20 protein-coding genes, 1 pseudogene and 1 riboswitch are annotated in these 24505 nt (G+C 41.1%); of the genes and pseudogenes, 16 read left to right on the top strand and 5 right to left on the bottom strand.

Annotated features, from left to right (window positions below; all coding sequences use genetic code 11):
* The first annotated feature begins 14 nt into the window (after positions 1-14).
* The gene (locus BCU84_RS04935) at positions 15-875 is read left to right on the top strand and encodes an alpha/beta fold hydrolase (protein WP_102526986.1); all 861 of its coding nucleotides are present in this window, start codon (positions 15-17) and stop codon (positions 873-875) included.
* A gap of 175 nt (positions 876-1050) precedes the next feature.
* Here the strand turns inward: BCU84_RS04935 and ribB are convergent, their stop codons facing one another.
* Positions 1051-1707, bottom strand: coding sequence for a 3,4-dihydroxy-2-butanone-4-phosphate synthase (ribB, locus tag BCU84_RS04930; RefSeq protein WP_102526985.1), 657 nt, complete (start codon positions 1705-1707; stop codon positions 1051-1053).
* A gap of 145 nt (positions 1708-1852) precedes the next feature.
* Between ribB and BCU84_RS20955 the strand changes: the two are divergent.
* The 3 genes and pseudogenes from BCU84_RS20955 to BCU84_RS04920 all read left to right on the top strand — a co-directional run.
* Positions 1853-2047: pseudogene (locus BCU84_RS20955) on the top strand (hypothetical protein); the annotation flags it as partial.
* Between the two features lie 16 nt (positions 2048-2063).
* Positions 2064-2239: riboswitch (FMN riboswitch) on the bottom strand.
* 238 nt (positions 2240-2477) lie between these two features.
* Positions 2478-3032 carry a thioesterase family protein gene (locus BCU84_RS04925; protein ID WP_102526984.1) on the top strand — a complete coding sequence of 185 codons (555 nt, stop codon included), beginning with the start codon at positions 2478-2480 and terminating at the stop codon, positions 3030-3032.
* 43 nt (positions 3033-3075) lie between these two features.
* Positions 3076-3765, top strand: a complete 690-nt coding sequence (locus BCU84_RS04920; RefSeq protein WP_102527048.1) for a DNA-3-methyladenine glycosylase I — start codon at positions 3076-3078, stop codon at positions 3763-3765.
* A 6-nt stretch (positions 3766-3771) separates the two neighbouring features.
* Here BCU84_RS04920 and BCU84_RS04915 read toward each other — a convergent pair whose 3' ends face one another.
* Positions 3772-4392 (bottom strand): TetR/AcrR family transcriptional regulator, encoded by a 621-nt coding sequence (locus BCU84_RS04915; protein ID WP_102526983.1) that lies wholly within the window; start codon positions 4390-4392, stop codon positions 3772-3774.
* Between the two features lie 106 nt (positions 4393-4498).
* Here BCU84_RS04915 and BCU84_RS04910 point away from each other — a divergent pair, with 106 nt between their 5' ends.
* The 4 genes from BCU84_RS04910 to BCU84_RS04895 all read left to right on the top strand — a co-directional run bounded on the left by BCU84_RS04910 (position 4499) and on the right by BCU84_RS04895 (position 10960).
* Positions 4499-5590 (top strand): MBL fold metallo-hydrolase, encoded by a 1092-nt coding sequence (locus tag BCU84_RS04910; RefSeq protein WP_102526982.1) that lies wholly within the window; start codon positions 4499-4501, stop codon positions 5588-5590.
* Positions 5591-5968: 378 nt separating this feature from the next.
* Positions 5969-7123, top strand: a complete 1155-nt coding sequence (locus BCU84_RS04905) for an efflux RND transporter periplasmic adaptor subunit (RefSeq protein ID WP_102526981.1) — start codon at positions 5969-5971, stop codon at positions 7121-7123.
* 9 nt (positions 7124-7132) lie between these two features.
* Positions 7133-10285 (top strand): efflux RND transporter permease subunit, encoded by a 3153-nt coding sequence (locus tag BCU84_RS04900; RefSeq protein ID WP_102526980.1) that lies wholly within the window; start codon positions 7133-7135, stop codon positions 10283-10285.
* Positions 10286-10489: 204 nt separating this feature from the next.
* Entirely contained in the window at positions 10490-10960 is a 471-nt protein-coding gene (locus tag BCU84_RS04895) for a TlpA disulfide reductase family protein (protein ID WP_102526979.1), read from the top strand.
* Positions 10961-11015: 55 nt separating this feature from the next.
* On the opposite strand, the gene BCU84_RS04890 is transcribed toward BCU84_RS04895, so the two are convergent.
* Positions 11016-12647 carry an AbgT family transporter gene (locus tag BCU84_RS04890; RefSeq protein ID WP_229370582.1) on the bottom strand — a complete coding sequence of 544 codons (1632 nt, stop codon included), beginning with the start codon at positions 12645-12647 and terminating at the stop codon, positions 11016-11018.
* Positions 12648-13242: 595 nt separating this feature from the next.
* On the opposite strand from BCU84_RS04890, the gene BCU84_RS21125 reads away from it, so the two are divergent.
* The 3 genes from BCU84_RS21125 to BCU84_RS04875 all read left to right on the top strand — a co-directional run bounded on the left by BCU84_RS21125 (position 13243) and on the right by BCU84_RS04875 (position 16252).
* Positions 13243-14535 carry a lytic transglycosylase domain-containing protein gene (locus BCU84_RS21125; RefSeq protein ID WP_347231188.1) on the top strand — a complete coding sequence of 431 codons (1293 nt, stop codon included), beginning with the start codon at positions 13243-13245 and terminating at the stop codon, positions 14533-14535.
* Positions 14536-14543: 8 nt separating this feature from the next.
* On the top strand, positions 14544-15914 hold the full coding sequence (locus BCU84_RS04880; RefSeq protein WP_102526978.1) for a M28 family metallopeptidase: 1371 nt from the start codon (positions 14544-14546) through the stop codon (positions 15912-15914).
* Positions 15915-16006: 92 nt separating this feature from the next.
* Positions 16007-16252, top strand: coding sequence for a hypothetical protein (locus BCU84_RS04875; RefSeq protein ID WP_133146619.1), 246 nt, complete (start codon positions 16007-16009; stop codon positions 16250-16252).
* Positions 16253-16356: 104 nt separating this feature from the next.
* On the opposite strand, the gene rlmJ is transcribed toward BCU84_RS04875, so the two are convergent.
* Complete coding sequence (rlmJ, locus tag BCU84_RS04870) at positions 16357-17199, bottom strand: 23S rRNA (adenine(2030)-N(6))-methyltransferase RlmJ (protein ID WP_102526976.1); 843 nt, start codon at positions 17197-17199, stop codon at positions 16357-16359.
* A 133-nt stretch (positions 17200-17332) separates the two neighbouring features.
* Between rlmJ and BCU84_RS04865 the strand changes: the two genes are divergently transcribed.
* Complete coding sequence (locus tag BCU84_RS04865) at positions 17333-18100, top strand: class I SAM-dependent methyltransferase (protein ID WP_198589529.1); 768 nt, start codon at positions 17333-17335, stop codon at positions 18098-18100.
* Between the two features lie 137 nt (positions 18101-18237).
* On the opposite strand, the gene BCU84_RS04860 is transcribed toward BCU84_RS04865, so the two are convergent.
* Entirely contained in the window at positions 18238-18633 is a 396-nt protein-coding gene (locus BCU84_RS04860) for a nuclear transport factor 2 family protein (protein ID WP_102526975.1), read from the bottom strand.
* Positions 18634-18745: 112 nt separating this feature from the next.
* Here BCU84_RS04860 and BCU84_RS04855 point away from each other — a divergent pair, with 112 nt between their 5' ends.
* From BCU84_RS04855 to BCU84_RS04840, 4 genes are all read left to right on the top strand, one after another.
* Positions 18746-19615, top strand: coding sequence for a LysR family transcriptional regulator (locus BCU84_RS04855; protein ID WP_102526974.1), 870 nt, complete (start codon positions 18746-18748; stop codon positions 19613-19615).
* Positions 19616-20011: 396 nt separating this feature from the next.
* Positions 20012-21949, top strand: coding sequence for a GGDEF domain-containing protein (locus BCU84_RS04850; protein ID WP_102526973.1), 1938 nt, complete (start codon positions 20012-20014; stop codon positions 21947-21949).
* Positions 21950-22320: 371 nt separating this feature from the next.
* The gene (locus tag BCU84_RS04845) at positions 22321-23175 is read left to right on the top strand and encodes an HAD-IIB family hydrolase (protein ID WP_102526972.1); all 855 of its coding nucleotides are present in this window, start codon (positions 22321-22323) and stop codon (positions 23173-23175) included.
* Position 23176: 1 nt separating this feature from the next.
* Positions 23177-24397, top strand: coding sequence for a glycosyl transferase (locus BCU84_RS04840; protein ID WP_102526971.1), 1221 nt, complete (start codon positions 23177-23179; stop codon positions 24395-24397).
* Positions 24398-24505 lie beyond the last annotated feature (108 nt).

Raw genomic sequence — 24505 nt, 5'->3', positions numbered from 1 at the left:
TTAAGGAAAATAGTATGCACAATTCAGTAAACAGAGTGTCTATTGTCATTATTGCGGCAGCAGTTCTTATGACAACAGCCTGTACGGTTAGATTAAGTGAAGACACTTTCATTGCCAGCGATGATTCCGTCACCCCTTTTACCGCTGAGTTTACTCAGCAGTTACAACAAGTTATGCCTAAAAATACCATTAACCCAATAAGCTTAGACGCCAGCGAGCAAGCCCGTTTACATGGCTTTTATATTGATAACCCTAATAGCAAAACCACCATTATGTTCTTTCAAGGTAATGGCATGAAAATCGAGCCTCATACCCTTAATACGCTAACAAGGTTATCGACATTAAATACTGACATTCTAATCGTTGATAGACGCGGACTCGGTGCGAGTGAAGGTCAGCCCAGAATTTACAACCTTGTTGCTGATGCGCAACTGCAGCTAGATTATTTACATCAACAATATCAGCCAGACAACGTGATTATTCACGGCTATTCATTGGGTAGTTTTATTGCCGCAGATTTAGCAAAAAACAACAAGATTGCAGGATTGGTATTACAAGGTTCTGCAACAAATGCCGATGACTGGGTCGATGAAAAAACACCATGGTACATGTCACCTTTTATGAGCTTAGAAATGCCACAAGGTTTCCGTAATATAGACAATGAACAAGTGGTGGCTAAGCATTATCAAGGGCCGTTATTAGTTATTGCGGGTGAAAATGACGAAGAGGTGCCGCCAGAGTTATCTGAGAAACTCTTTGCTGCTAGTCAGTCTGTTCAAAAACAACTGATAATGGTGCCTAATGTGGGTCATCAAGGTATGTTAGATAGCAAAAAGACCTTGCAGCAATATCAGGCCTTTATAGCCGAGCTTTAAATATGTTGTTTGTGTATACGGAGCTTAATTTCTGATAAATCATATCGTCTGAAATAATAAAAAACGGTACAGCGTATTTACGCTATACCGTTTATTTTTATCTGCATTATGTTGCTTAAAGTTAATTCCGACCACCTTTTAAAGCAGGCCGATATCAAACTTAACTCGATTAAAGTTAAGCTAATTTAAGGTCATATTGCTGACGGTACATCACCATGTCTTCAATGGTGAGCACTGGCATATTGTGCTTTAAGCCAAATGCGACAATTTCAGGCGCTTTTGCCATCGTGCCATCTTCGTTAGTGACTTCACACAATACGCCATAAGGCTGTAAACCTGCCATTTGCATTAAATCTACTGTGCCTTCGGTATGACCACGGCGAGTGAGCACACCACCTGCGCGAGCGCGTAATGGGAACACATGTCCTGGTCTTGCTAAATCTGATGCTTTAGCATTTGCCGCAGTAGCCGTTTTGATTGTTGTCACGCGATCGGCTGCTGAAACGCCAGTCGTGACGCCTTCTTTAGCTTCAATTGATACCGTAAATGCGGTTTGATTGGCGCTATTGTTATCTGCAACCATTGGCGGTAATTCAAGTTTGCTCGCTTGTGCATCCGTTAAGCATAAACACACGATACCGCTGCATTCGCGGATCATTAATGCCATTTGCTGACTGGTAAGATGCTCAGCTGAATAGATAATATCGCCTTCGTTTTCTCGATCTTCATCATCGAGTAACAATACGCCATTACCTTGTCTTAAGGCAGCTAAGGCTTTTTCAACACGTTCTAGAGGATCGCCAAAAGGCGCAAGTAGTGATAGCTGATTCATGGTTAACTCCTAAAAAATACCAGAATCAGGGCTTTAAAGAGGGTTTTTACGCCAAACGAAATACACCAGTAAGCTAGGGTCTGTTGTTCTTTTCTGGTTAAGTTTTGTTCGAAATAAAAGCGTTTTAATCGAGGCGGATGAGTTGATGCCTAGTTATCTAAGCAAAATTCATCCAACAAAGAGTAAAACGCTTTTAGTCGAACCCCTTGGGCAGCGTTTGTTGGTCATTTTTACTGCGTTATCGATTTTTTATGTAGAATAACTACACTACAAAGTCTCTGCCTTGTATAAATGGCCAACAACTCGCTGCAAAAACAACCTTGAAAGATCAACAGACCCTGGGCTCACTGGTGTATTTCTATTCTCTCTCATCCGGACTATAACCGTCGGCTCTGGAATATGAAGTATTACACTTCAGTCACCAAATCTGCTGACCTCGAAAAATCGAGCGCTCGCGGGCTTAGCTAACTCTACATATAGGTAAAATAGCATCACCGCCGGTGGGGAATTTCGCCCCGCCCTGAGAATTAAAATAATCTGCTTAACGCCCTATGCATTAAACAGCGCCGTCATGGTAAGCCAAAATGTAGCGATAAAAAAGTGCTAATGCTCACAGAGATGGTAATTATTTATTCAACTCTGGCAGGTGAACTTTTCAGGGCTCAATTCGTAATAAGATGTTCTATTTTATGATTTGTTAATTTAGGTGACGGACTTGATAGCTGGTATGACCTCTGATAGCCTGATGCGCTCAAAAGGAGTAGTAGTATATGAATTTATATTTCCGTCTAATATGGTTAATGTTTTGGCGTAATCGCAAAGCCAAAAAAATCGGCTTTTTAGATATCAGCCGTATTAGTTACCGTGCATGGCCACTTGATTGCGATATCAATATGCATTTAACCAACTCCCGCTATCCAGCGTTTATGGATCTCGCGCGTACCCATATGATTGCCGAAATGGGCATCATGAAAAAACTATTAAAGCTGAAATGGCTACCCATCGTGAATGCGTCGGAATTTACTTTTTTCCGCGACATTAAGCCGATGGAAAAGTTTGAGATTGAAACCAGAATTGTCAGCTGGGATGAAAAATACTTTTATATCGAGCAGCGCTTTGTCACTGCTAGAGGTTTGCACTGCATCATGCATGTTCGTGGTGTATTTGTGTGTAAGGGTAAACAAGTGCCTATTACTGAATTAGTGGCCGCGGCAGGTTATGAAGGCCCCACTCCTGAAATGCCACCTGAATTAGTTAAGTGGAAAGCGTTTTTACAGGTGAAGAAAGAACAAAATCAAGCGCCTAAATTGAGTTTAGCATCATAAAGTTTATGATAGGTATTTAGGCTCAACATTGACTGGAATGACTGTGGCAACATTAGAGAAGTTTAATGATATTTTTGATCGTGCAGCTGAGCGAAAAGGCGGTGCTAAATCGTTAGGCTTATTGATGCCACACACCTTAGAAGCCGACGAAATTGGACAGTTTTCTGATGCTCAGTTGTTATCAGCGATGAGCAAGCAAGTGTTTCAGAGTGGTTTTGTATGGCGGGTTGTTGAAAATAAATGGCCAGCGTACGAAAAAGCCTTCTTTGACTTTGAGCCACTCAAAGTATTGATGTTGTCACCGGATCAAATCCAGCAAAGAGCATCAGATGCGACACTCATTCGTCATCAAAAGAAAACCCAGTCGATTGTCGATAATGCTTATATGATCCAACAAATTGCTGCGGAACACGGTAGCTTTGCGGAGTTTATTGCTAACTGGCCTGAAGAGGATATTACTGGTCTGTGGCAAGCTCTAAAAAAGAAAGGTAGCCGTTTAGGCGGGAATACTGGGCCATACTTTTTACGCAATGTTGGTAAAGATACGTTTTTATTGACCAATGACGTACAGTCATACCTTAAAGCAACTCAGGTTGTTGATGCTGGATTTACGTCACAAACGGCTTTACGCCAAGCGCAAGCCGCTTTTAATCATTGGCAGCAAGAATCAGGCTTAAGCCTTGCACACATTAGTCGGATTATTTCGCTGAGTGTAGGTGATAACCGAGTTTAATTGGGTTTAACTGGTTTTCGTTTCATAGCGACATAAAAACATCAATGCGACTTCTGACGCTATTTCGTGCAGCTCTGCCTCAGTGAGTTGTTTTGAAAATTGCAGCACTTGAGGCCAAAAGCATGGTCCTTTAATCAGGCTGTGAATTTGCATTAAAGCAACATTCTCATCTTTTATCTCGAGTTTACCATCTGCCATTGCCGCTCTTATCCAGCGTAAAGTCGCCCCTTCCTGATTTTTAACTCGCATCAGTTCTTGGTTCATTTCTTGCGGACAATAAAAAAAGTGTCCCATTGCCATGCGCGTTAACTCGATATATTCATTACTGTTGATGAAGTTAATCTCAGTGAGTACTAAGTCCGTTAACTGCTGGTGTAGCGGAACATCAAGCTGATATTTAGCGACATTATGATTGATTGAACGTTCCCACAGATCAGCCATTAATGTCATGACAATGGCTTCTTTAGTTTCAAAATGATTGTAAACCGTGCGCTTAGATACTTTGGCGACTTCCGCTAATTTATCCATGCTTGTTGCTGCTACACCAAATTCAGTAAAGGTGATTTTGGCTGCCTCAATAATCGCGATGCGCTTTTTTTGGCTTAAGGTCATTTTTTCAGTGGTCATCGTTAGGTCTCAAATCATCTTCTGCGGGATATTCTACACTGAGCAGTTTACTTTTCAATATAAGTTTAATAAACTGCACCGTGTAGTTTACTTTTTGGTGGTATGAATGAAATATTTACTTGTCTTGATAGGGGTCGTAGTGATGGGGTTGTCAATTAAGTCATTTTTGGGTGCTGATAAAACAGAGACACCTAAATACCAAAATAGCGATATTCAGTACCAGTCAGGTTTAAGTGATATATGGAGTATTGCTAAAAGCTATATGACCACTAAAAGATTGCATCCAGTCCCAGAAGTAGACGTACCAGTCAAACCTATGACTGCTGTTAGTTTAAGTTTTTCTACAGAAGATGAAATTTTTAGACTTGGCCATTCCACCATACTTATTCGCCTTGATGGTGAATATATCCTTTTAGATCCGGTGTTTAGTCAAAGGGCATCACCTGTTCAATGGGCGGGGCCAAAACGTTTTCATCAGTCTCCGATAAATATTGAACTATTACCCCCTATAAAGACGGTCATTATTAGTCATGACCATTATGATCATCTTGATAAAGCAGCCGTGATTGCACTTGAAGATAAGGTTGAGCATTTTGTGACGCCCCAAAAAGTTGGCGATCACTTAATTGAGTGGGGTATTGAACCAAGCAAAGTGACACAGTTAGCTTGGTGGGATGAGTTGACGTTAGGTGAGTTAACCTTAGTCGCCACACCAGCTCAGCATTTTTCTGGGCGCGGGCTATTTGATCGAGATGCGACTTTATGGGCGAGTTGGGTGATCCAAGGTCAGCAAAGTAAGCTATTTTTTAGTGGTGACGGTGGTTATTTTTCTGGTTTCAAGGAAATCGGTGAAAGATACGGACCATTTGATCTCACCATGATTGAAACGGGTGCCTATAATGAAATGTGGAGTGAGATCCATATGCTTCCTGAACAAAGTTTACAGGCGCACATTGATTTAAATGGCGAACTGTTTAATCAAAAAGCCATGTTACCAATTCATAATGGCACCTTTGATTTAGCATTACATGATTGGTTTGAACCATTGGAGCGTATTGTGGCATTAGGTGAAAAAGCCAATGTAAATGTGATTACTCCTGTGTTTGGTGAGGCGATTAGCTTGAAAGCGCCTACAGTTAAATCACGGTGGTGGCGTGAGATGCTTGCCAATGAAGAGTTGGTTTTGCAGTCACAGTAAATTTTTGTAAGAAAATAGGAAAATATCTGGTTTAACCTAAATTAAACCAAACAATATACTATTTCATATGCATTTATTTTAACGTTATGTTGTATATTGGTGTTTTTATAACCCGTTTCAATGTAACGTTTTTGTAACATAGAGGGGTTGTATTTTTTGTTGACACAAATTAGTTAACAAACCCGAAACAAGTCAGCTAAGTTTATTATTTGTTTACAATTTATAATATTTTAAATGGTTGTTGAGTTTATATGGGTGTGCGATAACAGTGCCCATCAAAAAGTAAGTAAATTAAAACGTTAGGAATATCGCTATTTAGCAACTGTTACGCAATGAAGCGAATGGTTACTGATGATGTCATTAGGAGTAAGAACAGTCATGCACAAAGCACTGAAAATAGCCTCAGTAATCACTGCGGCTTTATGGATTACCGCTTGTGGTCAAGCCGATAAGGCTCAAACCCAGCAAAAAGCACCTCCCGTTCCAGTTGGAGTGTTGAGTGTGACTGAGCAATCTCAAGCTATTCAAGTTGAGCTACCTGGTCGTAGTCGTGCTTTTTTAGAAGCTGAAGTACGTCCGCAGGTATCTGGCATTATCACTAATCGTGGTTTTGTTGAAGGCAAAGATGTTGAAGCCGGTCAATCACTGTATCAAATTGACTCAGCAACATATAAAGCTGCGTTAATCAGTGCAGAAGCTGACTTAGCAAGCGCCAATGCAGCTTTAGGTTCAGCAAAAGCAACGGCTGATCGTTATGCTGCACTTGTGCAAACCAATGCCATTAGTAAGCAAGACTTTGATGAAGCAGATGCCGCTTATAAAGAAGCGATTGCGAATGTGACAGTGGCCAAAGCTGCGATTAACACTGCCAACATTAACCTTGAATATACAGAAGTTAAAGCGCCTATTTCTGGCCGCATCGGTAAATCAAGTGTGACTCCTGGTGCATTGGTTACAGCTAACCAATCAACGATTTTAGCTAAAATTCAGAAACTTGATCCAATTAATGTTGATATCGCTCAATCAAGTGCCCAGTTACTTCGTTTAAAAGCAAAGCTGAAAGCAGGTAAATTACAGCAAAGTGAAAATGCCGAAGTAAAGCTTATTCTTGAAGATGGCAGCACTTACGAGCAGATCGGTACGTTACAGTTTGCTGAAGTCAGTGTTGATGAAGCAACAGGTTCAGTGACCTTACGTGCTGAATTCCCTAACCCTGATGGTGTGTTGCTGCCTGGTATGTATGTACGTGCGATTTTGAATGCTGGTCAAGATCCTAAAGCGATTTTAGTTCCGCAAAAAGCCATTTCACGTAATACCAAAGGCGAAGCAGTGGCGATGGTTGTTGGTGAAGGCAATAAAGTTGAAACGCGTGTTGTGACAACTGCTGAAGTGATTAATCACCAATGGCGTATCACTGAAGGTTTGAAAACTGGCGATAAATTGATTGTTGAAGGCTTACAAAAAATTCGCCACGGATCGGAAGTAACTCCACAAGTATTGTCAGCGACTAAAGCAACCACTGAAACTAAATAGGGTAACGTTATGGCTCGTTTCTTTATCGATCGCCCTATTTTTGCATGGGTGATTTCAATCTTAATCATGCTGGCAGGTGTCTTAGCAATTAAAGACCTTCCAGTTGCACAATACCCAAGTATTGCGCCACCAACCGTAGAGATTACTGCGTTTTATCCAGGTGCGTCTGCAAAGACCATGGAAGATACAGTAACTCAGGTTATTGAGCAGCGTATGACAGGTATTGACCATCTGCGCTACATTGCTTCAAGCAGTGACAGTTTCGGTAATGCGACTATTACCTTAACGTTTAATGCTGAAGCAGACCCTGATATTGCCCAAGTACAGGTGCAAAATAAGCTGCAAGCAGCGATGACTTTGTTACCTCAAGAAGTGCAGTCTCAAGGGGTTAACGTTGTTAAATCAAGTGCTGGCTTCTTGATGGTTGCAGCATTTGTATCTGAAGATGGCTCTTTAGAAAAAGGCGACATCGCGGATTATGTTGCTGCCAACATTCAAGATCCATTAAGCCGTGTACCTGGCGTAGGTGAAATCCAGTTATTTGGTGCCCAGTATGCAATGCGTATATGGCTAGACCCGCTTAAACTTACCCAATATAACCTGACCAGTATTGATGTCATGGCTGCGATTCAAGAGCAAAATGCTCAAGTTTCAGCGGGTCAATTAGGTGGTGCGCCATCGGTTGCAGGTCAAGAGTTAAATGCAACAGTAACAGCGCAAAGTCGTCTACAAACGCCTGAGCAATTCCGCGAGATTATTCTTAAGTCTGACCCATCAGGCGCGAATGTTTACCTGAATGATGTTGCTCGTGTTGAGCTAGGGTCTGAAAGTTATTCTGTTGAATCATTTTATAATGGTAAGCCTGCATCAGGTGTTGGTGTTCAGCTAGCAACTGGTGCTAACGCGCTAGATACTGCTAAGAATGTCCGTGAAAAGTTAGATGAATTAAAAACTTACTTCCCTGATAGTTTAGAAATTTACTATCCATATGACACGACACCATTCGTTGAGAAATCAATTGAGGGTGTTGTACATACGCTGATTGAAGCGGTTGTTTTAGTGTTCTTGATTATGTATCTGTTCCTGCAGAACTTCAGAGCAACGCTTATTCCGACGATTGCGGTTCCTGTTGTATTACTTGGTACTTTCGCGATTTTATCAGCGACAGGTTTCTCGATTAATACCTTGACCATGTTTGCAATGGTACTGGCCATCGGTCTACTGGTGGATGATGCCATCGTGGTGGTGGAAAACGTCGAGCGGGTCATGTCCGAAGAGGGGCTCAGTCCACTCGAAGCTACCCGAAAATCGATGGACCAGATCACCGGTGCACTAATTGGTATTGGTTTAACCTTATCGGCTGTATTTGTTCCAATGGCATTTATGTCAGGCTCAACGGGTGTTATTTACCGTCAGTTCTCGATTACGATTGTGTCAGCGATGGCATTATCTGTATTGATTGCAATGATCTTAACTCCAGCACTTTGTGCCACCATGCTTAAGCCTATTCCAAAAGGCCATACTCACACGAATAAAGGCTTCTTCGGTTGGTTTAACCGCAGCTTTGACAAGTTAACATCGCGTTATGAAGCCAGCGTTGCAGCTATCCTGAAACGTACCGTTCGCATGATGGGTGTATATCTTGTACTTGTGATTGCTACGGCATGGATATTCATGCGTATGCCAACGGCATTCTTGCCTGATGAAGACCAAGGTATCTTATTTACTCAAGCTATTTTGCCGACTAACTCGACGCAAGAAAGTACCATTAAAGTGCTTGAAGAAGTCAGTGACTATTACCTTAATGAAGAAGGCGATACCGTTAAATCTGTATTTAGCGTAGCTGGTTTCAGTTTTGCGGGTTCTGGTCAAAACATGGGTATTGCTTTCGTAGGTCTTGAAGACTGGGCCGAGCGTGGTGAAGGGCAAGATGTTCAATCATTGTCTAACCGTGCTATGGGTCGCTTCATGCAAATGAAAGAGGCATTGGTGTTTGCCTTTGTGCCGCCCGCGGTAATCGAATTAGGTACATCGAATGGTTTCGATATGTATCTGCAAGATCGCGGTGGTCAAGGACACGAGGCCTTAGTGGCAGCGCGTAACCAACTGCTGGGTATGGCAGCGCAAAATCCAAACCTTGTGGGGGTTCGTCCAAATGGACAAGAAGACGCCCCGATGTATGAAATCCATGTTGATCAAGCCAAAATCCGCGCTTTAGGTGTCGATATTGATAACGTCAACAGCGTACTGGCAACCGCTTATGGTGGTTCATACGTCAATGATTTCATCGACCGTGGCCGAGTGAAGAAAGTATACGTTCAAGGTGAAGCTGAATACCGTATGCAGCCTAGCGATTTAGATAGCTGGTATGTACGTAATTCAGAAGGTGAAATGGTACCTTTCTCAGCCTTTACCACAGGTACTTGGGAGTTTGGTTCACCTCAGTTACAACGTTTTAATGGTTTACCAGCAATCAATATTCAAGGTGCCACTATGCCTGGATACAGTACTGGTGACGCTATGAATGATTTCGAGGAAATGGTGAAGCAGTTACCACCAGGATTCGGCATTGAGTGGAACGGTCTATCTTATGAAGAAAGATTGTCAGGCAACCAAGCTCCTGCGTTATATGCCTTATCCATTTTGGTCGTATTCTTAGTACTTGCGGCGCTATATGAAAGTTGGTCAGTACCCTTTGCGGTTATCTTGGTAGTACCTTTAGGAGTTATCGGGGCATTATTAGCGATGAACGGTCGTGGATTACCGAACGATGTATTCTTCCAAGTAGGCCTACTGACGACAGTGGGGCTTGCGACCAAGAATGCGATCTTAATTGTAGAATTTGCTAAAGAATTCTACGACAAAGGCGCAGGATTGATTGAGGCAACATTGCATGCGGTTCGTGTACGTTTGCGTCCAATCTTGATGACATCATTAGCATTTGGTTTAGGTGTTGTTCCACTGGCAATCAGTACTGGTGTTGGTTCTGGTAGTAAGAATGCACTTGGTACTGGTGTACTAGGTGGCATGATGAGCTCAACCTTTATTGGTATCTTCTTAATCCCGCTGTTCTTCGTGGTGGTTGAGAGAATATTCAGTAAAAAAGAGCGTAAAGGCTATAAACCGCCTGAAGCTGAATCGGAAAGCACTGAGAAAAGTTAATCGTATTAACTGACTATCACTTAAAAAGCCTGCAATATGCAGGCTTTTTTATGCCCGAACATAAATTATAGTTAAGTCCAAATAGGCAATATACTGATCCTTATAGTGTCCGATAAACGTAACATGGTCATCAGTTTAGTTATAAGATACTGGCATTAATAAGGATGTGGGTTGGATGTAGGATGTAGGATGTAGGAGTGAACGATGAAAATGATAATCGGAATATTGCTGTTGATTGCGCCATTAATAGCATCAGCGGCGCCCTCATTAAATCATCTTGTGGAGGATGTAGAAGGTAATAAGGTTAGCTTGAGCGAGTTTAAAGGCAAAGTCGTTTATGTGGATTTTTGGTCATCTTGGTGTGGGCCATGTAGAAAATCATTTCCATGGATGAATCAAATGCATGAGCAATATCAGCAGCAAGGCTTAGCTGTTGTGGCGATTAATTTAGATGTTGAAGTCGAATTAGCCCAAGTATTTTTAGAACAGTTACCAGCACAATTTACGATTCGTTATGATCCCGAAAGTGAAGTCGCAAGACTATTTGGCTTAAAAGGGATGCCAAGTAGCTTTATCTTCAATCGCCAAGGAGAACTCGTGCAGCAACATACTGGGTTTAATTTGGAGCAGACTTCTCAATATGAACAAGAGCTAGTGAATTTACTGGAGCAATAAAAAAGCCAATGACAGCTGATTGCTATCATTGGCTTTAAGGCGTTTTCATTCTTTTCTATGGTGTGTAGTAAGTTGCAGCACCAGGGCCTACAGGGAAGCCAAGCACGAACACCCATAGGAAGAAGAACAGAGTCCAGCCAATAAAGAACACGATAGAGTATGGCAACATGGTAGCGATCAGTGTACCAATTCCTAGATTCTTCTTATAACGGCTTGCGACCGCAAGAATAAGTCCAAAGTAACTCATCATTGGGGTGATAAGGTTCGTTACCGAATCACCAATACGGTACGCTGCCTGAATAGTTTCAGGGGCATAACCGACAAGCATCAGCATAGGCACAAAAATAGGTGCAGTTACCGCCCATTGTGCAGATGCACTGCCTAGCATTAAGTTAATAAAACCACATAGCATGATAAACAATACAAACACGAGTGGTCCAGTTAATCCTATGCTGCTCAATGCATCGGCGCCAGTAACCGCAAGCACAGCGCCTAAGTTTGTCCATTTAAAGAATGCGACAAATTGAGATGCAAAGAAAACCAACACAATGTACATACCCATGGTGCTCATGCTGTGAGACATGGCATTAATGATATCAGTGTCTTTTTTCATGCTGCCGACCACTTTACCGTAAACTAAGCCTGGAATAGCAAAGCCGATAAAGATGAATGCAACAATCCCTTTCAGAAATGGTGAACCTGCGACTAACCCTGTTTCAGGGTTACGAAGTGCGCCCCATTCTGGAACAATGGTTAAAGCAAGTAAGCCAGATAGGACTAATACAGAAAAGCCTGCCATTTTTAGCGCATGTTTTTCTTCTGCAGTCACCACATCCATTTTTTGTTCTGATAAATCGTCAGCGGCTTCAGCTACGTCATATTTCCCCAGTTTAGGCTCAACGATTTTTTCAGTGACTAATGCGCCTAATCCGGTGATTAAAAAGGTGGAAACGAACATGAAGTACCAATTCACTTCTGGTCCAACAATGTACTCAGGATCAATCATCTGAGCGGCCGCTTCGGTAATACCTGAAAGCAGTGGATCGACGGTTCCTAACAATAAGTTGGCACTATAACCGCCCGATACCCCAGCAAAGGCAGCAGCAAGACCGGCTAATGGATGGCGACCAAGGGAGTGAAATATCATCGCAGCCATTGGGATAAGCACGACGTAACCTAACTCTGAGGCTGTGTTAGACACAATACCCGCAAACACAATCGTGAGTGTCACAAGACGCTTAGAAGCGCCCATCACTAACAAACGCATAGCGGCAGAAAGTAGTCCTGAGCGTTCGGCAATACCTACACCTAGTAAGGCAACAAGTACGGTACCTAGTGGCGTGAAGCCAGTAAAGTTAGTGACGAGGTTTGAGACAATCATTCTCAAGCCTTCAGCATTCATTAAGCTGACGACATGGATCAGTCCATCTTCGCTTCGGCCTGAACTACCAATGGGTCTAGGGTCTGCGACCGTGAGCTCGAAATAACCTGCAATACCGCTCATAGCGATAACGGCTAAACAGAACATGGCAAATAAGGTAATTGGGTGAGGTAACAGGTTACCTAAACGCTCAACAATATTAAGAAATTTTACAAAAGCACCACTAGAAGCAATATCTTGAGGTGTCTGATTATTTGGCGGCGCGCCATTACCGGTTGGGCTCGTATTTGATGGAGTTGTGGTCATGATCTTCCCTTTAGCTTGGCTTAATTATTATGTGTTTGAGATTTTGCCAAGTTACAGCCTAGCGTATTTATTTTAAATTAAGCTTAAATTAACGATGAAAAAGTTGATAAAAATAACTTAACAACCATTATTCATTGAAGTTAACTTTATCACAACTCAACCAAGATAAAACAGCCTATATCGTGATGATTTATTTGTAAGCTGGTATAAAAAACACCCAGGGCGGTTTGTGGTTATGGTGCTGTTATTTAACGGTAAAATTTAGTTCGTGGGTGATTTGTTCATTATTTAGTTGTATATAAAGCAATTCATTGACTGTTAATTGTAAAGTTGCTTTTTTTACTGGTTTAACCCCTTCTTTTTATCCGGTTTTTGAATGGATTGTAAAAAAGTGCGCAATAAAAAAACACTGCTTGTTACGCTATTAAAGGTGAACTTTGGTTCAAAGTATGACTATTATGAACAATAACAATAGGTGAACTGAGCTCGGTATTACCTTGAATAATAAAGAAATAGAGCTTCATAAGCTTGAGCATTAGGATTTTACAGTTTAAACATAATGAGAAAAATACAGTTTTTAATCAAAAGCTTAAGCATGTTTATTGCAGTATTAACTGTCATGACCAACCCTGTGCTGGCGAATGATAGCGCTACGTCAGACTCTACAACGCCTAAAACAAAACTCAGTATGAAACCCGTTGCAGTTAATTTAGAGCGCAAACAGCAGCAAAAGGCTTTGCTAACCTTATCACCAACTACTGCAGTAGTTGGTGATATTAACTTCACCGATTCGCCTGAAGAAAATACACTAAAAGAATCTAAGCCAACTCTGACATCTCAGTCATCTAAACCAACTAAGCCATCTAAACCAACTAAGCAATATCACTATGTTGAAACAGTTAAGCCGCAAAAGCAGTTTTCGCAATCAGTAACAGAACACATCAAACCCAACAAAGTGGCTCAAGTACAGCCAGAGCCTGTAAAGCAAACTAAATCACAGCAAGTGCTATTAGCGCCGATAGTTGTGTTACCAACGCAAAATTCATCTACAAAGGATGTTGAAAGTCGATTGCAGTTAAAGCCGAAAAAGCAGCAAGTGCTTCATCCTTCTGTTGTTGCACTAGCAAGTGAATCACCAAAACCCATGTTGGTGTTACAACCTAAAGTCGTCGAAGCGCCAATTCTCGAAACGAGAGTTATTGAAACTAAAGTTATTGAAACTAAAGGTGTTCAACTTTCTCCGGCAACATCAGTGGTTTCTAAGCCTAAAAAAGCTTGGATTAAACCCAATAAAACGGCTTCTTTGTCTACAACAAATTTATCTCAAGGTAAAACCAAAGCGAAGCGCAAAATTTATCAATATGAGCAAGGTGGTATTACAACGTTTTCAAACATAGTGCCTGACTCTGTAGACTTTGAAGTGCTGCTTTATGATTGTTTTGCGTGTCAGGTCAACTCCCAGGTCGATTGGCATAGCATTCCATTATTTACTTTTAAACATGCCGACTTTGTTACCGATGCAGCTGAGCAGTTTCAATTAGATCCTGCGTTAATTCGTGCGGTCATTCATGCTGAGTCAGCCTTTAATGCCAAAGCTCGCTCAAAAGTGGGGGCTATTGGCCTAATGCAATTAATGCCTGCGACGGCAAAAGAATTAGGTGTTAGTGATGCCTTTGATATCAAACAAAATATTTGGGGAGGAAGTCAATATTTGGCTTACTTACTCAACCGGTTTGATAATGATATTGATCTTGCTTGTGCCGCCTATAACGCCGGCCCTACAACTGTGACTAAATATCAAGGCATACCGCCTTATCCTGAAACACAAGCCTATGTAGAGCGAGTCAAAATATTACTAAAACGCTATCGCGCTGCACTACAAAGTTAGAGGATGTTATGAACCAAAAAACATTAATAAAAACCTTCACGTCTGCAGTCGGATTAACGTCGTTAATCAGCTTAAGCGCTGCAGCAACACCTGCACCTTCACAAGAAGATCTGCGTTTATACGATATTGCCAGCGCACCACAAGCGAGCCGCTTACATGATGATGTGGCTAAACTGGTGAGTTTTGGCACACGTCATACTTTGTCTGAAACTCAGTCAGATAGCCGTGGGATTGGTGCGGCAAGACGCTGGATTAAAGATGAGTTTGAGCGTATTTCTGCTGATTGTGGCGGTTGCCTTGAAGTGGTGATGGTAGGAGAAACCGTTAGCGGTAAACGTATTCCTGAACCCACTGAGGTGGTCAATGTATTTGCAATACAAAGAGGTAAAACAGATCCCAATCGTGTAGTGATGATGAGTGGTGATATTGACTCACGGGTTACCGACCCGATGGACTTTACTTCAGATTCACCAGGTGCGAACGATAATGCCTCAGGCGTGGCAGGTGCGTTAGAAGCTGCGCGCGTATTATCGCAATACCAATTTAATGGCACGATTGTTTATGCAGCGCTTTCAGGAGAAGAACAAGGCTTATATGGCGGCGATGTACTGATTAATTATGCTAATAAGCATGATTGGCAGGTTCAAGCTGTGTTGAATAACGACATGATCGGCAATATTGCTGGCATAAATGGCGTTATCAATAATTCAACCGTTAGAGTGTTTTCTGAAGGTGTGCGTATTGCTGAAACCAAAGAAGAAGCGAAAGAGCGTTATTTTAGTGGTGGCGAAAATGATTCTGCATCGCGTAATTTAGCTCGTAACATTAAATCTTTAGCAGATCAGTACATGACCAATTTAGATGTAATGCTGGTTTATCGTCTAGATCGTTTTGGCCGTGGTGGACACCACTTGCCCTTTAACAAAGCGGGTTTACCAGCGGTTAGAGTGATGGAAACCAATGAACATTACGACCGTCAACACCAAGACTTACGCACTGAAAATGGCATTGAATACGGCGATGTGATTGAAGGAGTCGATTTTGACTTTAATGCTAAGTTAACAGCATTAAATGCGATCAGTTTGGCTTCAATGGCATGGGCGCCTGCGCCGCCAACGGGGGTGAAGATTGAAGGCATTATGCAGCCAAACACTAAAATACAGTGGGATGCCAGTAAAGATAAAGCTGTGGTGGGCTATCGTGTTTATTGGCGCTTAACCACAGAATCTGAATGGACTCATAGCCGTTATGTTGGCAATGTGAGTGAATTTATACTAAAGAATATGGTCATAGATAATTATCTTTATGGCGTAGCTGCCGTGGGTAAAGACGGCAACACTAGCCCTGTGGTATTTCCTGGAGCGGCTGGGGCATTTTAAAAAGTAATTTAATGATTAAGATTAAGGGCTAATTTAAAGTCTAAGTCTAAGTCTAAGTCTAAGTCTAAGTCTAAGTCTAAGGGTTAAGGATGATGAAGAATAAAAGGATTTTATTGGCGTGTTTGTTAGTACCGTTACTTACAGCGTGTTCCGCACGAACGGCTACAAATGCAGCTAACGACTTTGTTATTGGTGCATATGAAAATGCAGAAATGAGGGAAGTTGAGGAGTCTCGTCCCCAAAGTCAGACATCGAGTAATAATACCCGTAAGGATGTCAGTGCTGGTTTTTTTAGTGCGATTTTAGGTGCTCTTTCTCGGACGTTAAATGGCGATTAGTAAGTTGATATCACTATTTTGAAGCTAAAAATTTGAAACTAAAAAGCCCATGCAATTAAAATTACATGGGCTTTTTGTTGAGTACTAAATTATTTTGTCACTAATTATTCTGGCACTTCTAATTTCACAACGGTTTTACCGCCACTTTTACCAAGACAGCGCTCTAAATAGTCTAAGGTTTCTTTAGCCGCGATATCTAATTTCCATGGTGGATTAATCACCCACAAGCCTGCTGCTGTCATGCCAAACACATTATTATCAGGAGTAATTGATTGTTCAATTCGCAGTTGATGCTTAATGCCACTGTCAGTCAAAATCTTTAGCATCGCTTCTGTTTGCGCTCTATCTACAACTGGATACCAAAGCATATAAACACCCGTTGCAAAACGTTTATGGGCTTTGATGATGGCATGAGCAACATCTTGATAGTCTGTTTTCATTTCATAGCTTGGGTCGATCAGCGCGACAGCACGGCGCTCTAGTGGTGGCACTGCAGCAATCAAACCTTTTAAACCATCACCTTTAATCACGCGAACATGTCGGTCGTTACTAAATTGCTCATCTAATGAAGCAAAGTCGGTGCCGTGTAATTCATGCAATACCATGCGATCTTTTTCGCGCATGTTCATGTCAACAAAAGCCGGTGAGCCTGGGTAAAACGCTAACTCTTCTTCACCTTGATTAAAGTGTTTTACATCTTCAATATACTGCTGCAAAGGTTCAGGTAAATCATCTCGTTCCCAAAGTTTGGCGACACCATCTAAGTATTCACCCGTTTTCTTCGAAAACTCATCAGTTAACGCATAACCTCCCGCGCCAGCATGGGAGTCAATATAGGCCATAGGCTTATCTTTTTTGTGCATCAATTTAAGCACTTGAAGCAGCATTGTGTGCTTGAGTACATCAGCATAATTGCCAGCGTGATAACCGTGACGATAACTTAACATGAGAGATCCCAACTTATTTGAACAGCAAAATGCTGTGTAATAGCTGCATTATAAGTTTTCTAAGGCATCAGGTATAGGTATTCACTGCCGCAGGCTTTTGGCATAATAAACAGGAATCACTTTGACTGTCGGGATCCCTTTGCAAATACCTATCTTTTTTAATCAACAATATCCTTCTCTCATCGATATTACTGAGCGTTGGGGATTAGTGTGGGACAAAGAAGCGGATTTTGAGCTGCGTTTTGAACACAACAGCTTGAGTTTACATAAACGCGACGAGCCAAAACTCGATGGGATCAGTGTTGATTTTGTCTCTGGTGCCGTTGCTCATCGACGTAAATTCGGTGGCGGTCGCGGTCAAACTATTGCAAAAGCAGTGGGACTTAAGCAAGGCGTGACGCCGACGGTAGTAGATGGCACCGCTGGTTTAGGCCGTGATGCGTTTGTGCTTGCCAGTTTAGGTTGCAAAGTGATTATGGTTGAGCGTCACCCAGTAGTCGCTGCTTTACTTGAAGATGGCCTTCGCCGGGCCTATGAAGATGCTGAAATTGGTGAATGGATGCTCGCTCGCATGAGTTTATTCCATGGTTCAAGCATTGAGGCTTTGGCTGATGCAGCAGCGCAATCAGGTGAAGCAATCGATGTCGTCTATCTTGATCCTATGTATCCACATCGCGAGAAGTCGGCGTTAGTAAAAAAAGAAATGCGCGTGTTTCAAACCTTAGTGGGTGCAGACCTAGATGCTGACGGACTATTAAAACCTGCTCAGGCACTGGCAACAAAACGTGTTGTGGTTAAGCGGCCTGACTATGCAGAAGATTTAGATGGGGTAAAACCTAGCATGGTATTAGCGCAGAAGAAAAACCGTTTTGATGTGTATGTAAAAGCAGCAATGAAATAGTTTAAACTGCAACCAACCTAGGCATTGATAAAGCTAAACAACCCTTTCCCTCAAAGTTAAGGGAAAGGTTGTGAATCGATGAGTTGTCAATCATGTTAGCTGCATTCATCAACGGAGATAAACAGTTAGCATGATGTTTAGCGCTCGCCTTGTACTTCAAACTCGTCGCTAGCGAGTCTAGCGCGTCCGTCTGCTTCAACAACCCAAAGTTCGCGATGTACAACACCAAAAGCTTTATTCATTGTCCATTGTGAGGTTAAAATATAGCCACTTTCGCCTTCAGCTTCCCAAGTCACTTGAGTGTAGTCAACTTGGTTAAAACCTTGGTCCATAATACCTTGCCAAAAAGCTTCAATAGCTTCGCGCCCTTCAAATACACCAAATGGACGTGCTGTCATAATGCAGTTTTGTTGATATTGAGCTGCACAGGCCTTGGCATCTTGATGGTTAAATGCGACTTGCCATGCAGCAATCCCTTTTTTGCATGCGGCTAATATTGAGTTGTCAGTGCCAGTAATCGTGTTATTTGTCATTTGAGGTTCCTTGATAAGCTGTTATTTCGTCATTGAGATCTAGATTAGTCTTATCATTAGCTCTTAAAAACAGCTATATTGATATTCACTGTTAAGTTAAATAGAACAATAAATGTCTAGATTACGACAAATGTCAGTATTTGCTCATATTGTTGAAATGGGCTCGATTACCGCCGCAGCTGAAGCGTTAGAAGTATCAAAGTCAGTGGTAAGTCAGCATTTAAAATCCTTGGAAGCTTCTTTGGGCATCATATTGTTGAAACGCACCACCAGAAAGCAAGCTCTGACCGCTGCAGGTGAGCAGTTTTATCAACAATGTAAAACGATAAATCAGATCGCCAGTGACGCATGGCTCGAAGCTGAGGAAACAAAGAATGTGCCTCAAGGTAAAGTAAGAATAACGGCACCAAATGCGCTTATGGAAACCCTCGTTGCTCCTGCTATTACACAACTGTTAGTGCAATATCCGCAATTAAAACCAGAGTTAATTAGTCATGACCAACATTTGGATTTGGTAAATGAAGACATTGACTTAGCGATTCGAGTTGGCCAGTCACCATCAAGTAACTTAAAGCAAAAACGCATTGGCGAGTTTAGAGATGTACTTGTTGGCAACAAAACACTTATTGAATCAAAGGCGTGGCAAGTTTTACCCTATGTCGCCAATTCATGGCAAAGTAAAACTATTAGCCATCAATTTATCAATTCAGAAAAATTAATTTGGCATTATCAAGCACAAGCACACTGTATTGCTAACTCATTTCATACTTGCTTAGCGTTAATCCAATCAGGAAGCGGTATAGGAATAGTGCCAGATTTTTATTTTTCCAAGTCTGAACATGAGTTATGTGAAGTTTTTCTGGGGCAGAAATTAGCGTTAAATAGTGTCTATGGCTTACACCCCTTTGACAATAGGATGCCACTGAGTGTCAAAGTGTGCTTAGATGCCATTAGTCAGCAGTTAACCCTAGCGACCGCATAATGCCAAATAGCTTTTGATCTATGCACGATTAAGCAATTTACAAAAGCATTGCACATAAACATTGCACATAAGCGCTTCATATAAGCATTTAACATCTCTATTTGGCAGCATGTTAATACTGAAACACTCCAAAAATATTAAAATCAATCGAGGCTTACAATGAGGTCTAATGAAAGCTGAGTGTAGATATTTTGTTTATTCGACAGTGTCATATTTTTATTCATTCACGAGAGTCATATTTTTACTTTAGAAACAGTAAATATTTTTGTTCTATATGTAACTATACGCCACAAATATTTCTTTAAATCAACATTCTGCCTTTAATGGAATGCTATGTTGGCTTGAAATAGATATACTGCTAAAGGGTTAGTGGATTGAGATGGATAGGGATTTTAAATGATGCAAAATTGGCGAGTATGGCTGTGTTGTGCCATTTTTGCATTCAGTGCAAGTGGAGTTGCAAATTCTCGTGATTTAAATTCTCATGATATAAATTCTCGTGATATAAATTCTCATGATATAAATTCTCATGATATAAACAGTCTAGATATATTAGAAGAGTCAGCTTTATCTGTTAGCCCTCAAGAAGGTATAGCGTTATTAGATCAGTTTGGTCTGGGAAATAACGACTTGAAACCAGAGCAGCAAGCCAAAGTGTGGTTTCTCTATGGTCAATTATATGAAAAAGCTCGTGAATTGGATAAAGCCATTGCCAGTTATGACAAAGGCATTGCATTAGTAAAGTATCTGCCAATTACTGATGTACTTATTGATAGTCATTTAGAAAGGTCCTTTGCTTTGTATTTACAAAGCAATGATCCTGCTGTGTATTGTGCCGATAGAAAACAAGCACTTATTTATGCCCGCCAACATAACAACTCTGAACTACTCGCAAAAACCTTAACTCAAAATGCATTTTGTTACAGTGAGCCTGAAACTGTTTATCAAGGGATTGCCTTACTTGATGAAGCCATGCTGATTATTGATAAGAGTGAGAATCTCAATGTACATCGTAAAGCTATGATTTATAACGCAACAGGCAGTTTATATCGGAGCGTAGGCTTACATCAAAGAGGCTATGAAAATTTTGAAAAAGCGTATCAAACCTGGCAAAGCATTAATGACATTGAAGATATGTTTAACATGCAACATAACATGGTCAGCCAAGCGATTAAGTTAGCTGATTGGGACAAAGCGCGTAAGAGCATTGAAGCACAATTTGCCCTAGCAAATATGGTTGATGAAACCAAAGATTTACTGTTTTTTGCTCATTTAAATGCAGGACGTATTGCATTACGGACTCAAAATTATCAACAAGCTATATTCCATTTAGAAAATGCGGTTTCCTTAGAGCACACCACAAAAGAAAAGTATTTTATCTCCAGTAATTATTTGTATTTAGCCTTGGCCTATTTTAAAAGTGGAGATGCCAAAAAAGCTGCTGAAGCTGCAAGAACGTTTCGATTAAACAAGCGCTTTGCCGCCAATATGAAAGCAATGTTTCTAAAGGCCGATGCCATTATCGCACTGGATGAAAATAAGCCCGTTATTGCGGCAAGTAAATTGTTTGAAGTTATTGATATAGAGAGAAAAGTTAATCAAAGTGTTATCGATAACAAAGTGGTGAGTAATTCGCTGGAGCATAATTCAAAAATTGCCGATTTTGAGAATGAATTACTGGCAAATAAGTTAGCCATCAATGAATTGAATTGGGCATCAGTAAAAGATAAAGAACGTATCAATGAGCTTAAAATGAGCTTGTTCATCGTCATTCTGGTTGTTCTAGCTAGCATAGTATTGTTTTTACTTTTTTCGAGAAAATCTTTAAAAGTAAGGGCGCAAACCGATTTTTTAACGGGGCTTGCAAACCGTGGTCATACTTTTCAAATCGGTCAAAAAATCGTAGAAAAAGCCTGGAAGAAGCACCAACCTGTCGCTGTGATTATTTTTGATATCGACAACTTTAAATCGATCAATGACCAATATGGTCACCATATTGGTGATTTAGCGATTGATGCAACCGCTAAACGAGCAAAAAGCTGGCTTAAAAAGCATGATCTCGTAGGACGTATTGGTGGTGAAGAGTTTTTAATCATTCTAGACAATACCAATAAAGAAGAAGCATTTAATATTGCAGATCGATTACGCAATGGAATAGCATCTCAATCATTTCAATTTGATGATGAGACTGTCGAGTTCACCGTGAGCCTAGGAGTTGCAGTGCTAAGCGACAGCCATACAGCACTAACGACATTAGTTAAACAGGCAGATGATGCGCTTTACCAAGCTAAATTTTCAGGAAGAAATAAAGTTTACCTTGCTGAATGTGCTTAAAGTAAACTGTTGTTTTTCTTTCTGAGCATTAAAAATTTATTAAATAGCCTAGCAATTCAAACGTTGGGGCCGCATAAGTTTACCTCGTTTGTTATTTAAAAGATGATGGTTCAAGTGGCTCTCTCTGCGCAACTCAATGACCAAATTTGCACCTTATTGGTGCGTAAGTTGTTTTAAAACCTCGCAACAATGCCCTTAATTACCTCAAAAGCAGTATTTGTTTTGCAAATATCACTCAATAATTTATTGATTACTTTCAATGGTTAAAGCCTCTGTCTGTTCCAATTTAGTGCAGCCTATTACGATCTGGCATATAACCTGAAACGTTTTAAACAGAGATATTTTTTGTTTGCGAACGGAAGGGAATAAATATGACGACAAGACCGCTTATTTTTACCGACATGGATGGCACGTTACTGGATCATTACGATTATAGCTTTTCGAGTGCAATCGGGGTGATTGAGGCTTTGGTAGAAAAACAAATTCCCATCATTGCGAATACTAGTAAAACCTTTGCTGAAATGGAAAAAATCCAACAGACAATTGGTTTCAATTCTCCTTTTATTTCCGAAAATGGCGCGGTGGTTTATATCCCCATCGGCTATTTTGATACCCAACCTGCTGATACATTTACCCAAGGGTACTATTGGGTAAAAGAGTTCTGTGAACCCCGCGAACATTGGCTACAGCTATTAGATTCAAAGGCGAGTGATTTTGCCAGCGACTATATTGGCTTTTCAACTTTAACTGCAGAAGAGTTATGTGAATTTACTGATTTATCAGCTGAAAAGGCGACCTTAGCCTTAGTGAGACATTATTCCGAACCTGTACTTTGGACGGCCGATGAAAGCCGAAAAAGAGCCTTTATAGAACATATGAACAGCCTTGGAGCGAACATGCTTCAAGGAGGTCGTTTTTTACATGTGGGTGGTCATACAGATAAAGGTCGCGCAATGGATTGGCTTGCGCAAGTGTATGCAGACAAGTATCAAACCAGCGTGCAAACCATCGCCCTAGGCGACAGTGGTAATGACAGCGCCATGTTAGAGGCCGCTGATGTGGCAATTCAAATTAAGTCACCCACTCATACTTTTCCAAAAATCATCACAGACAACAAAACCATGCAGAGCGAGCATTATGGCCCTAAAGGTTGGGCTGAATGTTTGCAGGCCTTGTTATTAGAGTCATCGACATCCACACCATCATTCACACTTGAGGAGGCATAATATGGCCGATTTCTACCAAAATGGCATTGTTACTACGCTACATAACTTAACTCAGCGTACCCATGATGAAATGGAAAAGGACTTACTCAAGTTTTCTAAAACCCGTCCTTTAGGCTTGATCTTGCCTTCATTATATTCAGAGCTTGAAGGCGAAGCCTTACCGCAGATAATCAGTAAGTTAAAAGAAGTACCCTATCTCAGTGAGATTGTTATTGGGCTTGATAGGGCCGATAAAGAGCAATATAAGCAAGCGCTTGGTTTCTTTAATCAACTGCCGCAACATCATCGAGTATTGTGGAATGATGGCCCTAGATTACAGGCATTAGATGCCAAACTGAGTAAGTTAGGTTTAGCACCAAAAGAACTCGGTAAAGGACGAAATGTCTGGTATTGCATGGGTTACACCTTAGCGTCTGGTAAAACGGAATCGGTGGCACTGCATGATTGCGATATTGTCACTTATGAAAAATCATTACTTGCTCGTCTGTTATACCCAGTGGCCAATCCACAGTTTAATTACGAATTTAGTAAAGGGTTTTATGCCCGTATGTCGGATGGAAAAATCAATGGCCGCGTATCACGATTACTAGTGACCCCATTGATTAAGGCACTTCAGAGGGTTTTAGGACACAATGAATATCTAGAATATATGGACAGTTTTCGTTACCCATTGGCGGGTGAGTTTTCATTTCGCCGTGACGTATTAAACGATCTGCGTATTCCTAGCGATTGGGGTCTCGAAATTGGTGTGCTCAGTGAAATGCACCGTAACTATGCTCATAATCGTATTTGTCAGGTGGATATTGCGGATAATTATGATCATAAGCATCAGGATTTATCCTTAGATAATGCTGAGGCTGGCTTATCTAAAATGTCGATCGATATCACTAAGGCTTTCTTTAGAAAACTCGCCACTCAAGGTGAAACCTTTAATACAGAAGCCTTTAGAACCTTAAAAGCCACTTATTACCGTATCGCACTCGATTACGTAGAAACCTATCATAATGATGCGTTGATGAATGGGCTCACTACTGATATTCATACTGAAGAAAAAGCAGTAGAAATGTTCACCCAAAATATTGTCACAGCAGGGCAACGCTTTTTAGATAATCCGATGGAAACGCCGTTCATGCCAACGTGGAGCCGCGTGATTAGCGCAATGCCGGATGTACTCGAACAGCTTAAAGCCGCTGTCGAAGCAGATAACGCCGAGTTCATGTAAGTTATGAGTGTTGGGTTTTCTGGTCTATGGTTTTCACTGCAAAGTCCTTAAACGATTTAGTACTTAGATTAAGTACCTAGATTAAGTGCCTAGGTTTAGTACCTAGGT

This window comes from Shewanella sp. 10N.286.51.B7, assembly GCF_002873615.1.
GTDB lineage: Bacteria > Pseudomonadota > Gammaproteobacteria > Enterobacterales > Shewanellaceae > Shewanella > Shewanella electrodiphila.
Note: the sequence above shows the minus strand (reverse complement) of the source record. Positions and strands in the feature narration are given on the sequence as shown.

What these genes read in the sequence shown, in the direction of transcription:
- ribB (WP_102526985.1), bottom strand. Translation starts at nt 1,707, where the DNA reads ATGAATCAGCTATCACTACTTGCGCCTTTTGGCGATCCTCTAGAACGT.
- BCU84_RS04915 (WP_102526983.1), bottom strand. Translation starts at nt 4,392, where the DNA reads ATGACCACTGAAAAAATGACCTTAAGCCAAAAAAAGCGCATCGCGATT.
- BCU84_RS04900 (WP_102526980.1), top strand. Translation starts at nt 7,133, where the DNA reads ATGGCTCGTTTCTTTATCGATCGCCCTATTTTTGCATGGGTGATTTCA.
- BCU84_RS04845 (WP_102526972.1), top strand. Translation starts at nt 22,321, where the DNA reads ATGACGACAAGACCGCTTATTTTTACCGACATGGATGGCACGTTACTG.
- BCU84_RS04880 (WP_102526978.1), top strand. Translation starts at nt 14,544, where the DNA reads ATGAACCAAAAAACATTAATAAAAACCTTCACGTCTGCAGTCGGATTA.
- BCU84_RS04925 (WP_102526984.1), top strand. Translation starts at nt 2,478, where the DNA reads ATGAATTTATATTTCCGTCTAATATGGTTAATGTTTTGGCGTAATCGC.
- BCU84_RS04875 (WP_133146619.1), top strand. Translation starts at nt 16,007, where the DNA reads ATGAAGAATAAAAGGATTTTATTGGCGTGTTTGTTAGTACCGTTACTT.
- BCU84_RS04840 (WP_102526971.1), top strand. Translation starts at nt 23,177, where the DNA reads ATGGCCGATTTCTACCAAAATGGCATTGTTACTACGCTACATAACTTA.
- BCU84_RS04890 (WP_229370582.1), bottom strand. Translation starts at nt 12,647, where the DNA reads ATGACCACAACTCCATCAAATACGAGCCCAACCGGTAATGGCGCGCCG.
- BCU84_RS04935 (WP_102526986.1), top strand. Translation starts at nt 15, where the DNA reads ATGCACAATTCAGTAAACAGAGTGTCTATTGTCATTATTGCGGCAGCA.
- BCU84_RS21125 (WP_347231188.1), top strand. Translation starts at nt 13,243, where the DNA reads ATGTTTATTGCAGTATTAACTGTCATGACCAACCCTGTGCTGGCGAAT.
- BCU84_RS04895 (WP_102526979.1), top strand. Translation starts at nt 10,490, where the DNA reads ATGAAAATGATAATCGGAATATTGCTGTTGATTGCGCCATTAATAGCA.
- BCU84_RS04905 (WP_102526981.1), top strand. Translation starts at nt 5,969, where the DNA reads ATGCACAAAGCACTGAAAATAGCCTCAGTAATCACTGCGGCTTTATGG.
- rlmJ (WP_102526976.1), bottom strand. Translation starts at nt 17,199, where the DNA reads ATGTTAAGTTATCGTCACGGTTATCACGCTGGCAATTATGCTGATGTA.
- BCU84_RS04855 (WP_102526974.1), top strand. Translation starts at nt 18,746, where the DNA reads ATGTCTAGATTACGACAAATGTCAGTATTTGCTCATATTGTTGAAATG.
- BCU84_RS04860 (WP_102526975.1), bottom strand. Translation starts at nt 18,633, where the DNA reads ATGACAAATAACACGATTACTGGCACTGACAACTCAATATTAGCCGCA.
- BCU84_RS04910 (WP_102526982.1), top strand. Translation starts at nt 4,499, where the DNA reads ATGAAATATTTACTTGTCTTGATAGGGGTCGTAGTGATGGGGTTGTCA.
- BCU84_RS04850 (WP_102526973.1), top strand. Translation starts at nt 20,012, where the DNA reads ATGATGCAAAATTGGCGAGTATGGCTGTGTTGTGCCATTTTTGCATTC.